At 69.5% G+C, this 12,735-nt stretch carries 10 protein-coding genes and 1 tRNA gene; 5 read left to right on the top strand and 6 right to left on the bottom strand.

The annotated features are described in order from the left end of the window. Positions 1 to 64: 64 nt before the first annotated feature. Positions 65 to 1,075 (bottom strand): ABC transporter permease, encoded by a 1,011-nt coding sequence (locus FRZ03_RS10485; protein WP_146464881.1) that lies wholly within the window; start codon positions 1,073 to 1,075, stop codon positions 65 to 67. Positions 1,076 to 1,225: 150 nt separating this feature from the next. Here FRZ03_RS10485 and hrpA point away from each other — a divergent pair, with 150 nt between their 5' ends. The 3 genes from hrpA to FRZ03_RS39760 all read left to right on the top strand — a co-directional run bounded on the left by hrpA (position 1,226) and on the right by FRZ03_RS39760 (position 5,639). Then, positions 1,226 to 5,170, top strand: a complete 3,945-nt coding sequence (gene hrpA, locus FRZ03_RS10480; protein WP_146464880.1) for an ATP-dependent RNA helicase HrpA — start codon at positions 1,226 to 1,228, stop codon at positions 5,168 to 5,170. 96 nt (positions 5,171 to 5,266) lie between these two features. Beyond that, a tRNA-Asp gene (locus FRZ03_RS10475) sits at positions 5,267 to 5,341 on the top strand. Positions 5,342 to 5,465: 124 nt separating this feature from the next. Then, positions 5,466 to 5,639: a DUF6274 family protein gene (locus FRZ03_RS39760; protein ID WP_222443364.1), complete on the top strand. Its 174-nt coding sequence runs from the start codon at positions 5,466 to 5,468 to the stop codon at positions 5,637 to 5,639. Between the two features lie 442 nt (positions 5,640 to 6,081). Here FRZ03_RS39760 and bldC read toward each other — a convergent pair whose 3' ends face one another. Beyond that, the gene (gene bldC, locus FRZ03_RS10470) at positions 6,082 to 6,288 is read right to left on the bottom strand and encodes a developmental transcriptional regulator BldC (protein ID WP_003949541.1); all 207 of its coding nucleotides are present in this window, start codon (positions 6,286 to 6,288) and stop codon (positions 6,082 to 6,084) included. 554 nt (positions 6,289 to 6,842) lie between these two features. Next, a complete protein-coding gene (locus FRZ03_RS10465) occupies positions 6,843 to 7,685 on the bottom strand; it encodes a DUF8083 family protein (RefSeq protein WP_146464879.1) in 843 nt (280 codons plus the stop codon). 199 nt (positions 7,686 to 7,884) lie between these two features. On the opposite strand from FRZ03_RS10465, the gene FRZ03_RS10460 reads away from it, so the two are divergent. Together FRZ03_RS10460 and FRZ03_RS10455 are read left to right on the top strand one after the other, a co-directional pair. Beyond that, entirely contained in the window at positions 7,885 to 8,988 is a 1,104-nt protein-coding gene (locus tag FRZ03_RS10460) for a Leu/Phe/Val dehydrogenase (protein WP_146464878.1), read from the top strand. A 290-nt stretch (positions 8,989 to 9,278) separates the two neighbouring features. Beyond that, positions 9,279 to 9,527, top strand: a complete 249-nt coding sequence (locus FRZ03_RS10455; RefSeq protein WP_070028678.1) for a DUF3073 domain-containing protein — start codon at positions 9,279 to 9,281, stop codon at positions 9,525 to 9,527. A gap of 94 nt (positions 9,528 to 9,621) precedes the next feature. Here the strand turns inward: FRZ03_RS10455 and purM are convergent, their stop codons facing one another. The 3 genes from purM to FRZ03_RS10440 form a co-directional block, all read right to left on the bottom strand. Next, a complete protein-coding gene (purM, locus tag FRZ03_RS10450; protein WP_146464877.1) occupies positions 9,622 to 10,689 on the bottom strand; it encodes a phosphoribosylformylglycinamidine cyclo-ligase in 1,068 nt (355 codons plus the stop codon). A 34-nt stretch (positions 10,690 to 10,723) separates the two neighbouring features. Then, on the bottom strand, positions 10,724 to 12,253 hold the full coding sequence (gene purF, locus FRZ03_RS10445) for an amidophosphoribosyltransferase (protein ID WP_146464876.1): 1,530 nt from the start codon (positions 12,251 to 12,253) through the stop codon (positions 10,724 to 10,726). 203 nt (positions 12,254 to 12,456) lie between these two features. After that, positions 12,457 to 12,735: META domain-containing protein (locus FRZ03_RS10440; RefSeq protein WP_146464875.1), on the bottom strand; the 279-nt coding region annotated here is incomplete at its 5' end.

Below are 12,735 nucleotides of genomic sequence, written 5' to 3'. Positions count from 1 at the left end.
CGCCCCCGCCGTACCCAGTCCTGCCGCGCCGGTCGAGCCGCTCTCCTAGGGTCTTTCGTTTGGATCAGGCCGGTTCCGGCGGGCGGCCGCCCGGGTGGCGGTGGCGCCAGATCAGGAAGACCGCACAGCCGAGGACCGCCCAGCCCGCCAGCACCAGGAACGGGAAGGCGTGCTGGTCGCCCCGGAAGTACACCGCGGTGTGCTGGGCGTTCACCGAGGCCCCGGGCGGCAGCCAGCGGCCGATCGTGCCCAGCGGGGATGGCAGCAGCGGCCAGGACACCGCACCGCCGGACGACGGATTGCCCAGCAGCACCATCAGGCCCCAGGTGGGCAGCATCGCCCACCGCCCGAACAGGGTGTTGAACATCGTGAAGACCATGCCGGACGTGAACATGGTCAGCGCCAGGATCAGCCAGGACTCCATGAACGGCAGCCGCAGCGCGTGCAGCCACCAGTCCACCACCGCCGCGATCGTGAACCCACCGAGCAGGGCGTAGGCGGCGGTGAACGCGATGCGCTCCATCGGGTTCAGCGCCTTCGCGTGCACGCTGAGCTGGATCGCCCCGATGAAGCCGATCACCACGGCCGCGAGCGAGATGTAGAAGATCGCCAGCCCTCGCGGATCGCCCTTCTGGAGCGGTTTGAGGTCGTGCAGCACCACCGGCGTGCCGGTGGCCCGGCCCACGCTCGCCGCCGCCTGACCGAGCACCTGCGCGACCGTCGCCCCGGACGCCGACGACACGTTCAGCGTGATCGCCCCGCCGTGCGCCGGGGCGTCCACCACCGCGAAGACGCGCTGCTGCTCCACCGCCCGCATCGCCGCCGCCCGGCTGGCGTACGGGTGCACCTTCAGCGAGGCGGAGAGGGCCCGCTCCATGCCCGCGACGAACCGGCGGGCCGGCGGCTGGTCGTAGGCGCCGGTCACCGCCGTGGGGATGCTGTGCGGGGTCGGGTTCGCCATCGCGTAGGTGTAGGAGCCGGCGAAGAGGCCGGCCGCGGCGGAGATGAGCAGGAGCAGGACCGTGGCGGGGAGGAACGGGGACTGTTTGAACGCCGCCCAGCGCGAATCGGACATAGGGGAACTTTGGCATCTCGCCGTGGGGGTCGCCCGTTCATCGCGGGGCGCGGCTCGCACGCGCCCGGCCCGCCGTCCGGGGCCCCTCCGCTCCGCCCGGCGTCAAATCGGTCGCCTCGATTTCGGCCGAGGTGAGATCCTGGACCGCGTATGTCTACGCATCCAGCCCCCGCCCTCGGCGCCCTCGCCCCCCGACTGACCGAGCTGTCGCTGCGCGACGCGCACCGGCTCGGACGGCGGCTCGAGGGCGCGCGCAAGATCCGTAAGCCGGAGGCCCGCGCCGCCGTCCTCGCCGAGATCGAGGGCGAGATCGACAAGGCAGCGGGCCGGATGGCCGAGCGGCGTGTGCGCGTGCCGGCCGTCAGCTATCCCGAGCAGCTGCCCGTCAGCCAGAAGAAGGACGAGATCGCGGCGGCCATCCGCGATCACCAGGTCGTCATCGTGGCCGGTGAGACCGGGTCCGGCAAGACCACCCAGATCCCCAAGATCTGTCTCGAACTCGGCCGCGGTGTGCGCGGCATGATCGGGCACACCCAACCCCGCCGGATCGCCGCCCGCACCGTCGCCGAGCGGGTCGCGGAGGAGCTGCGGACGCCGCTCGGCGAGGCCGTCGGCTGGAAGGTCCGCTTCACCGACCAGGTGAACCCGGACGCCACGTTCATCAAGCTGATGACCGACGGCATCCTGCTCGCCGAGATCCAGACCGACCGCGAGCTGCGCGCCTACGACACGATCATCATCGACGAGGCCCACGAGCGGTCCCTCAACATCGACTTCCTGCTGGGCTACCTCGCCCAGCTGCTGCCCAAGCGGCCGGATCTCAAGGTCGTCATCACCTCGGCGACCATCGACCCCGAGCGCTTCTCCCGGCACTTCGGCGACGCCCCGATCATCGAGGTCAGCGGCCGGACCTACCCGGTCGAGGTGCGCTACCGCCCGCTGCTCGAAGCCGACTCCGAGGACGCCGACCGGGACCAGATCACCGCGATCTGCGACGCGGTCGAGGAGCTCCAGGCCGAGGGCAAGGGCGACATCCTGGTCTTCCTCTCCGGCGAGCGCGAGATCCGCGACACGGCGGACGCGCTGGAGAAGAAGAAGTACCGGTTCACCGAGGTACTGCCGCTGTACGCCCGGCTGTCGCACGCCGAGCAGCACCGGGTCTTCCAGCCGCACACCGGGCGCCGGATCGTGCTGGCCACGAACGTCGCCGAGACCTCCCTCACGGTCCCGGGCATCAAGTACGTCATCGACCCCGGCTTCGCCCGGATCAGCCGCTACAGCCACCGCACCAAGGTGCAGCGGCTGCCCATCGAGCCGGTCTCCCAGGCCAGCGCCAACCAGCGCAAGGGCCGCTGCGGCCGTACCTCCGACGGCATCTGCATCCGGCTCTACAGCGAGGACGACTTCCTCGCCCGGCCGGAGTTCACCGACGCGGAGATCCTCCGTACCAACCTGGCCTCCGTCATCCTCCAGATGACCGCGGCCGGCCTCGGCGACATCGAGAAGTTCCCCTTCATCGACCCGCCGGACCACCGCAACATCCGCGACGGCGTGCAGCTGCTCCAGGAACTCGGCGCGATCGACCCCGCCGAGAAGGACCCGCGCAAGCGGCTCACCGACACCGGCCGCAAGCTGGCCCAGCTGCCCGTGGACCCGCGGCTGGCCCGGATGGTGCTGGAGGCGGACAAGAACGGCTGTGTCCGCGAGGTCATGGTGATCGCGGCCGCGCTGTCCATCCAGGACCCGCGCGAGCGCCCGGCCGACAAGCAGGCCCAGGCCGACCAGCAGCACGCCCGCTTCAAGGACGAGACCAGCGATTTCCTCGCCTACCTCAATCTGTGGCGCTACATCCGCGAGCAGCAGAAGGAGCGCGGCTCCAGCTCGTTCCGGCGGATGTGCAAGCAGGAGTACCTGAACTTCCTGCGCATCCGCGAGTGGCAGGACATCTACACCCAGCTGCGCACGGTCGCCAAGCAGATGGGCATCCACCTCGCCGAGGAGGACGCCCCCGCCGACCGCGTGCACGTCTCGCTGCTCGCCGGCCTCCTCTCGCACGTCGGGATGAAGGACGTGCGCGAGGGCAACAAGAACGAGTACCTGGGCGCCCGCAACGCCAAGTTCGCGATCTTCCCGGGCTCTGCGCTGTTCCGGAAGCAACCCAAGTTCGTGATGTCGGCCGAGCTGGTGGAGACCAGCCGGCTGTGGGCCCGGGTCAACGCGAAGATCGAGCCCGAGTGGGTCGAACCGCTCGCCGGGCACCTGCTCAAGCGCACGTACAGCGAACCGCACTGGGAGAAGGACCAGGCGGCCGTGATGGCGTACGAGAAGGTCACGCTGTACGGCGTGCCGATCGTCGCCCAGCGCAAGGTGAACTACGGCCGCATCGACCCCGAGGTCTCCCGCGAGCTGTTCATCCGCAACGCGCTGGTGGAGGGCGACTGGCGCACCCACCACAAGTTCTTCGCCGACAACCGCAAGCTCCTTGGCGAGGTCGCGGAGCTGGAGCACCGGGCGCGGCGCCGGGACATCGTGGTGGACGACGACACGCTGTACGACTTCTACGACCAGCGGGTGCCCGAACACGTGGTCTCCGGCGCCCACTTCGACTCCTGGTGGAAGCGCAAGCGGCACGAGCAGCCCGACTTCCTGGACTTCGAGCGGGAGATGCTGATCCGGGAGTCGGCGGAGGCGGTCACCAAGGCCGACTACCCGGACTCCTGGCGGCAGGGCGACCTGAAGTTCCGGGTCACCTACCAGTTCGAGCCGGGCGCCGACGCCGACGGCGTGACCGTGCACATCCCGCTCCAGGTCCTCAACCAGGTCACCGACGAGGGCTTCGACTGGCAGATCCCGGGCCTGCGGGAAGAGGTCGTGACGGAGCTGATCCGCTCGCTGCCCAAGCCGGTCCGGCGCAACTACGTGCCCGCGCCGAACTACGCGAAGGCCTTCCTGGAGAAGGCGGTCCCGCTCCAGGAGCCGCTGACCGTGACGATGGCCCGCGAGCTCAAGCGCATGGTCGGCGTGCCCTTCGAGGCGGAGGACTTCGACTGGTCCAAGGTCCCCGACCACCTGCGGATCACCTTCCGGATCGTCGACGAGCGGCGCCGCACGCTGGCCGAGGACAAGGACCTGGAGGCGCTGAAGCTCAGGCTGAAGCCGAAGGCGCGCAAGGCCCTCTCCCAGGCCGCCGCCGCGACCGCGTCCCGCGAGGGCGGCCCGGCGCTGGAGCGCACGGGGCTGACCGACTGGACGATCGGCACGCTGAGCCGGGTCTTCGAGACGCGGCGGGCCGGTCAGCCGGTCAAGGCGTACCCGGCGCTGGTGGACGACGGCGACACGGTCTCCGTACGGCTCTTCGACACGGAGGCCGAGCAGGCGGAGGCCATGTGGAAGGGCACCCGGCGGCTGATCCTGCGCAACATCCCGGTGAACCCCGCCAAGTTCGCGTCCGAGAAGCTCAGCAACCAGCAGAAGCTGGGACTGTCCGCGAACCCGCACGGCTCGATCCAGGCCCTGTTCGACGACTGCGCGATGGCCGCGGCCGACAAGCTGATCGCGGACTTCGGGGGGCCGGCGTGGGACGAGGAATCGTACCGGAAGCTGTACGACAAGGTGCGCGCGGAGATCGTGGACACCACGGTGCGCACGGTCGGTCAGGTGCAGCAGGTGCTGGCCGCCTGGGGGGCCTGTGAACGGCGTCTGAAGGCCGTCCGCAGCCCCGCGCTGCTCGCCAACCTCACGGACGTCCGCAAGCAGCTGGACGCCCTGGTGAAGCCGGGCTTCGTCACCTGGGCGGGGATACGGCGGCTGCCCGACCTGATGCGGTACCTGGTGGCCGCGGACCGGCGGCTCCAGCAGATGCCGACGAACGTCCAGCGGGACACGACCCGCATGGAGAAGGTCCACGAGATGCAGGACGAGTACGCCTGGCTCCTGGAGCAGCTCCCGCAGGGGCGGCCGGTGCCGCAGCAGGTCCTGGACATCCGCTGGATGCTGGAGGAGCTGCGGGTCAGCTATTTCGCCCACGCGCTGGGGACGGCGTACCCGATCTCCGACAAGCGGATCGTGAAGGCGATCGACGCCGCCGCCCCGTGACCGGGCGATCACAGGAGGTGAGTTCGACCTGGCGGCCTCACCTCCTGTACAGTCCTTCTCGCAGCGCAACGCAGCAAGCAGAGCGCGGCGACATCTGGTCCTGTGGAGCAGTTTGGAGTGCTCGCCACCCTGTCAAGGTGGAGGCCGCGGGTTCAAATCCCGTCAGGACCGCACAGAGAAGGGCCCCCTCGCGCGAGGGGGCCCTTTCGTCGCTCCCTGGGCCTGTCCGGCACCCTTGACGGCTCCGCCTTCCCTCGGTACCCAGATGACAGCACCCGGGTTCGGGAGGTGGGCGATGGGGGCATCGGTCAGGCACGAGACGAGGGCGCTGCTGAGGGCGCACCTCGCGGCCGCGTCGTCGTACCGTCATCTCACCCGGCACTGTCCCGTCTGCCATCATCTGCTGCGGCTGGCGATGGACTCGGGGCCGAGCCTCCGGGACAAGGACGAACGCCCGCCCGCGACATGATGCGCGGCCGCCCCAACTCCCTTACCCGCAGGGGAGACTGGAGGCGGCGCTTCCATTAGCGCACGGATGCCCGAGGCAACAAGTGGCCCGTGATGTGACGGGTGTCACCGCATGAGTTTTGAGATCGGCGGTACTTACACCCGTCCTACAACTGGTCAATTTAATATGTGCAATTGCACCGCACCCCGAGGCGCTCCCCCGGCACTCCCACCAGGCCTCCACTCGGCCCCCCACCAGCGCACAAAACAGATCGCGCTGGACTCGGCGGAGTCCAGCGCGATCGACGACGCACCCTGTGTCGCTTGCCTACAACGTTCTCTTCGGCCCGGGCGTGGGGCCTGTTGGGGCAGGTCCCGCGTCGCTTGGAGCTAGGGTTTCGGGCGGCTCGGCGGGTTGGGGGGCCTGCCGTTTCGCCCTGTTTTCAGTTGTTCCGCCTGCTCGGTCAGGCCTCGCTGCGCTGCTGCGGGATGCCCGCGAGCAGGGCGCGGACCTCGGCCTCGCGGTAGCGGCGGTGCCCGCCGAGCGTGCGGATCGACGTGAGCTTGCCGGCCTTCGCCCACCGCGTGACCGTCTTGGGGTCGACGCGGAACATGGTGGCGACCTCAGCCGGGGTCAGCAGCGGCTCGGCATCAGGGGTGCGAGCGGTCATGAGCGGCCTCCTCGGGAGAACCGAACCTTCTCGGTTCTTTCCTCTAAATTCTGCACCTTGACCCGCGTTGCCCGAAATGGCGGACGCGAGTCGAGTCGGTTATAGGACGAACGGCTTGTCCTCGGCACTACAACTACACCATCTGTCCAGCCCCGTCGGCCAAACCGACGGAATTGCCCTCCCAGGTGTTCATCAGCGACGGAAGCCGATGGACCATGCCATAGCGGACAGTCACGCCACTGTGACGATCAGTCACAGGGCGATCAGGAGGCATCAGACCCCCCAAAGCGTGCAATGCTGAGATTCCGCCCATAGTGCACCACACTTGGACGGAGGGAGCCCTCCCCGGACTCCTTGTCCTATTTTGGCACGAGGAGGGGGAAGAGGCGCAAGGGCCCTGTACGTGCGGTCCATCACCCTTCGGCCATTCTGGACACAAACGCCCGGATCCGGACCGACATCCCGTCAGCTGGGTGAAGTGCGCTTGACCGTACGCCGTCCAACGCCCTCTGAGCTGTGGCGCAGCTCACGTTTTCGGTGTTTCTGTTGAAACGTCAGTTCGCCGAACGCCGGTCCCGCACCGCACGCCACCGCTCCACGAGCCGTGCGTACGCCTCCCCGGCCGCTTCCCCGTCCCCCCGGCGCAGCGCGTCGATGCCCGCGGCCACGTCCGCCGCCGAGTGGTCGTCCTCCAGCTCGCCCGTCGGCAGGACGTGCACCAGACCGCCGTAGTCCAGCTCGACCAGGGAACGCGGGTGGAACTCCTCCAGCCAGCGGCCGACGTCCACCAGTCCGTCGGTCAGCGGCCCCTCCGGCACGGTCTCGCGCAGCGTGCGCAGCGCCCGCGCCACCCGCCGCCGGGCCTGCACCATGGGGGTGCGGTAGCGCAGCACCGGGGGCACCTGCGCGGTCCCCTTGTCGTACCGCCGCTCCTCGTCCGCGACCAGCACGAACCAGTTCAGCGGCACCTGCCAGGTCGCCGTGCGGATCCAGGGGCGCGCGTCGGGGTTGCGGGCGAGCCAGCGCTCGTAGTCCAGCGCCGCCTGCCGGCGCACCACCGGGGGCAGCACCGCGTCCAGCACCGGCGGGGGAAGCTCCTCGCCGAGGTCCTCCAGCGCCTGCCACCCGCGCAGCCGGGTCCGCCAGGGGCACACGCAGACGACCCCGTCGACCTCCAGGACGAAGGCGTCGCCGCTCTCCTGCACCGGCACCGCGACCGGCGGCGTGGGCACCAAGTCGGCCAGGGAGCGCCGCAGTTCGTCCTGGTAGGAGGGGCGCTCGGGGCGGCGGGCGTACCTCGCCCAGTGGTCGCGCTCCGGCTCCGGGAAGGCGCCCAGCGGCTCGTACACGCGCAGATAGGCGGCATAGGGGACGACCACGGAGGACACCTTCGGCACGCCTGCTCCCTCCCCATCCGACCCGGCTCGAAACACTGCAAATCGTGCCACGGTCAGGCGACCTCGGCGGGCCCGTGCGAGTGATCCTGAACACTGCGCGGACGGTGGTCGGGCCGAGGCTCTACGCTCATGCCACCAGCACCCGCCACCCGTACGGGAGCTGCTCCCCACTCGCCGCTAGTACACAGGAGTCACCACAGTGACCGACGTATCCGGCGCGCCTGCTGATGTCCTGCACACCCTGTTCCACTCGGAGCAGGGGGGCCATGAACAGGTCGTGCTCTGCCAGGACCGCGCCACCGGCCTCAAGGCCGTGATCGCCCTCCACTCCACCGCCCTGGGCCCGGCTCTCGGCGGCACCCGCTACTACCCGTACGCCACCGAGGCCGAGGCCGTCACCGACGCCCTCAACCTCGCGCGCGGGATGTCGTACAAGAACGCCATGGCCGGCCTGGACCACGGCGGCGGCAAGGCCGTGATCATCGGTGACCCGGAGCGGGACAAGACCGAGGAGCTGCTGCTCGCCTACGGCCGGATGGTGGCCTCCCTCGGCGGGCGCTACGTCACCGCCTGCGACGTCGGCACCTATGTGGCCGACATGGACGTGATCGCCCGCGAGTGCCGCTGGACCACCGGCCGCTCGCCCGAGAACGGCGGCGCCGGCGACTCCTCGGTGCTCACCTCGTTCGGCGTCTACCAGAGCATGCGCGCCTGCGCCCAGCACCTGTGGGGCGACCCCGTGCTGCGCGGCCGCAAGGTCGGTGTGGCCGGTGTCGGCAAGGTCGGCCACCACCTGGTGCGCCACCTCCTGGACGAGGGAGCCGAGGTCGTGATCACGGATGTCCGCCCGGACGCCGTGCAGCGGATCATCGACCAGTACGAGGGCGTGACGGCGGTCGCCGACACCGACGCGCTGATCCGCCTCGAGGGCCTGGACGTCTACGCGCCGTGCGCGCTCGGTGGCGCCCTGAACGACGAGACCGTGCCGGTGCTCACCGCCAAGGTGGTGTGCGGTGCCGCCAACAACCAGCTCGCCCACCCGGGTGTGGAGAAGGACCTCGCCGACCGCGGGATCCTCTACGCACCGGACTACGTGGTGAACGCGGGCGGGGTCATCCAGGTGGCCGACGAGCTGCACGGCTTCGACTTCGAGCGGTGCAAGGCGAAGGCGTCGAAGATCTTCGACACGACGCTGGCCATATTCGCACGTGCGAAGGAAGACGGGATTCCGCCGGCTGCGGCGGCCGACCGGATCGCCGAGCAGCGGATGGCCGAGGCACGCGCGGGCCGCACCGGACACTGATTCGTTCGCACAAATGAGCGGTACCCGTCGGCGGGAACTTAGAGAGAACTCTCACTTCCACCGGCGGGTCGTTCCCCGATAAGTGGTTAAAATCGCCACTGACCAGCGAGGACGGGGCACCTCGAAGGTCCTGTGCACACGCGCGTGCTGCGGGCGACGTACCGTATGGGCGCGGGCTCAGGTACCGTGGAAGCCCTACGGACCGGCCTCTCCAAGGAGAGTCCGTTCCAGATCATGAACGCGTGTCAGACTCTGGGGCCGTCGAGCCCCGTCACCGAGGGGGTCGAGCCATGGGGCGCGGCCGGGCCAAGGCCAAGCAGACAAAGGTCGCCCGCCAGCTGAAGTACAACAGCGGTGGGACTGACCTTTCACGTCTGGCCAGTGAACTGGGCGCATCAACTTCGAGCCAGCCGCCGAACGGCGAGCCGTTCGAGGACGATGACAATGACGAGGACGACCTTTACTCCCGTTACGCCGACCTCTACGAGGACGACGACGACGAGGACGAGGGACCCTCACAACACCGTCGCGGCGCTTGACCTTGCACTGAGCACCAGCCCGGTCGGTGGCACAGCCACCGACCGGCTTCTGTGCTATCCGCGAGGAGGTCCCGCGGGCACCACCCCGTAGGGGTCAGCCCGCGTAGTCCCCCACCAGCTCGGCGCCGCTCTCCTTGTCGCCACGCTCGGTGATCTCGCCGGCCACCCAGGCGTCGACCCCTCGGTCGGCCAGGGTCGCGAGTGCCACCTCGGTGGACTCCGCCGGGACGATCGCCATCATGCCGACGCCCATGTTGAGCGTCTTCTCCAGCTCCAGGCGGGCCACGTTCCCGGTCCGGCCGACCAGGTCGAAGATCGCGCCCGGGGTCCAGGTGCCACGGTCAACCACGGCGTGCAGACCGTCCGGGATCACCCGGGCCAGGTTGGCCGCGAGCCCGCCGCCGGTGATGTGGCTGAAGGCGTGCACCTCGGCGGTGCGGGTCAGGGCCAGGCAGTCCAGCGAGTAGATCTTGGTGGGCTCCAGCAGCTCCTCGCCGAGGGTGCGGCCCAGCTCGGCCACCTCCGACTCCAGGGCCAGTCCCGCCGTGTTCAGCAGGACGTGGCGGACCAGGGAGTACCCGTTCGAGTGAAGACCGGAGGACGCCATGGCGATCACTGCGTCGCCCGTGCGGATGCGGTCCGCGCCGAGCAGCCGGTCGGCCTCCACGACGCCCGTACCGGCGCCCGCGACGTCGAAGTCGTCCTCGCCGAGCAGGCCCGGGTGTTCGGCCGTCTCACCGCCGACCAGGGCGCAGCCGGCCAGCACGCAGCCCTCCGCGATGCCTTTGACGACGGCGGCGACGCGCTCGGGGTGGACCTTGCCGACGCAGATGTAGTCGGTCATGAACAGCGGCTCGGCACCGCACACCACGATGTCGTCCATGACCATGGCGACCAGGTCGTGGCCGATGGTGTCGTAGACGCCCATGCGGCGGGCGATGTCCACCTTGGTGCCCACGCCGTCCGTGGCGGAGGCCAGCAGGGGCCGCTCGTAGCGCTTGAGGGCGGAGGCGTCGAAGAGCCCGGCGAAGCCGCCGAGGCCGCCCAGCACCTCGGGGCGCCGGGTCTTCTTCACCCACTCCTTCATCAGCTCGACGGCGCGGTCGCCCGCCTCGATGTCGACGCCCGCCGCTGCGTAGCTGGCACCAGTTGTCTCAGACATGACTGTGAGAGCTTTCGTGTCGTACTGCGGGGTGTTACGGGCGGCGGATCGCGTCGGCCGCGGCCGTTTCGGCCGGACCGGCCGCCAGCTCGGTCTCCAGCAGCTGCTTGCCGAGCAGCTCCGGGTCCGGCAGTTCCATCGGGTACTCGCCGTCGAAGCAGGCGCGGCACAGGTTCGGCTTCGCGATGGTGGTCGCGTCGATCATGCCGTCGATGGAGATGTAGGCGAGCGAGTCGGCGCCGAGGCTGGTGCCGATCTCGTCGATCGTCATGCCGTTGGCGATCAGCTCCGCGCGGGTGGCGAAGTCGATGCCGAAGAAGCAGGGCCACTTCACGGGCGGCGAGGAGATCCGGATGTGCACCTCGGCCGCGCCCGCCTCGCGGAGCATGCGGACCAGGGCGCGCTGGGTGTTGCCGCGCACGATCGAGTCGTCCACGACGACCAGGCGCTTGCCCTTGATGACTTCCTTGAGCGGGTTCAGCTTCAGCCGGATGCCCAGCTGGCGGATGGTCTGCGAGGGCTGGATGAAGGTGCGGCCCACGTAGGCGTTCTTCACCAGGCCGGCGCCGAAGGGGATGCCCGAGGCCTCCGCGTAGCCGATGGCGGCCGGGGTGCCCGACTCCGGGGTCGCTATGACCAGATCGGCCTCGACCGGGGCCTCCTTGGCGAGCCGGCGGCCCATCTCCACCCGGGAGAGGTACACGTTCCGGCCGGCGATGTCGGTGTCCGGGCGGGCCAGGTAGACGTACTCGAAGACACAGCCCTTGGGCTTTGCTTCCGCGAACCGCGAGCTGCGCAGACCGTTCTCGTCGACGGCGACGAACTCGCCCGGCTCGATCTCCCGGACGAAGCTGGCGCCCACGATGTCGAGGGCCGCGGTCTCGGAGGCGACCACCCAGCCGCGCTCCAGGCGGCCGAGGACCAGCGGGCGGATGCCCTGCGGGTCACGGCCGGCGTAGAGGGTGTGCTCGTCCATGAAGACGAGCGAGAAGGCGCCCCGGATCTTCGGGAGGACCTGATGGGCCGCCTCCTCGATGGTCAGCGGCTTGCCGTCCTCGTCGACCTGGGCGGCCAGCAGGGCCGTCAGCAGATCGGTGTCGTTGGTGGCCGCGACCCGGGTGGAGCGGCTGTTGTTGTCGTTCGGCAGTTCGGCGACCATCTCGGCGAGCTGCGCCGTGTTGACCAGGTTGCCGTTGTGGCCGAGCGCGATCGAGCCGTGCGCGGTGGCGCGGAACGTCGGCTGGGCGTTCTCCCACACGGAGGCGCCGGTGGTCGAGTAGCGGGCGTGACCGACCGCGATATGACCCTGGAGCGAACCGAGAGAGGTCTCGTCGAAGACCTGGGAGACCAGGCCCATGTCCTTGAAGACGAGGATCTGGGAGCCATTGCTGACCGCGATTCCCGCGGATTCCTGACCCCGGTGCTGGAGGGCGTAGAGCCCGAAGTACGTGAGCTTTGCGACCTCTTCACCCGGAGCCCAGACACCGAAGACGCCACACGCGTCCTGGGGGCCTTTCTCACCGGGGAGCAGGTCGTGATTGAGTCGACCGTCACCACGTGGCACAGCACCGAGTGTAGGCGAGGTCGACCACTGGTCCGAATTGGGGATACGCGGTCGTAACGGACGGCAGGTTTACCGATCACGTTGTCGCTTTCCGCGTTTATGCAGGTCAGCGGCGTTTTCTCGGCGACCGGCGGGACATCGGGCGGAGCGCCGCGCCCGATGCCCGGGCGGTTTGGCCGTATGCGTGAGTGAGGTGTCGCACATCATTCGGGTGTGCTGCGCGTGAGGTTCACGCGGTCACCGTGACTGGTGGTGAGCGTGAGCTTGCCGTCCTCACTCGTTTTGGTGAGCGTCCGGCCGCCCAGCAGCCGGGAGAGGGTCCGCTCGAAGGCCATCCGGGCGCTGTCACAGGCCATTTTGGTGGTGCGCAGCTCACCGAAGTCGATGCGGTCGCCGTGCAGGGTGACGGGGGCGCTGAAGCTGTTGCAGCCGAGGTTGCCGGCGGCGGTTCCGGCCGTCCCGGCGGGGGCGTCGATGCGGAG

The organism is Streptomyces misionensis, from assembly GCF_007896895.1.
Classification (GTDB): Bacteria; Actinomycetota; Actinomycetes; order Streptomycetales; family Streptomycetaceae; genus Streptomyces; species Streptomyces misionensis_A.
This window is presented reverse-complemented; position numbering and strand designations above follow the sequence as displayed.

What these genes read in the sequence shown, in the direction of transcription:
- FRZ03_RS10485 (WP_146464881.1), bottom strand. Translation starts at nt 1,075, where the DNA reads ATGTCCGATTCGCGCTGGGCGGCGTTCAAACAGTCCCCGTTCCTCCCC.
- hrpA (WP_146464880.1), top strand. Translation starts at nt 1,226, where the DNA reads ATGTCTACGCATCCAGCCCCCGCCCTCGGCGCCCTCGCCCCCCGACTG.
- FRZ03_RS39760 (WP_222443364.1), top strand. Translation starts at nt 5,466, where the DNA reads ATGGGGGCATCGGTCAGGCACGAGACGAGGGCGCTGCTGAGGGCGCAC.
- bldC (WP_003949541.1), bottom strand. Translation starts at nt 6,288, where the DNA reads ATGACCGCTCGCACCCCTGATGCCGAGCCGCTGCTGACCCCGGCTGAG.
- FRZ03_RS10455 (WP_070028678.1), top strand. Translation starts at nt 9,279, where the DNA reads ATGGGGCGCGGCCGGGCCAAGGCCAAGCAGACAAAGGTCGCCCGCCAG.
- purM (WP_146464877.1), bottom strand. Translation starts at nt 10,689, where the DNA reads ATGTCTGAGACAACTGGTGCCAGCTACGCAGCGGCGGGCGTCGACATC.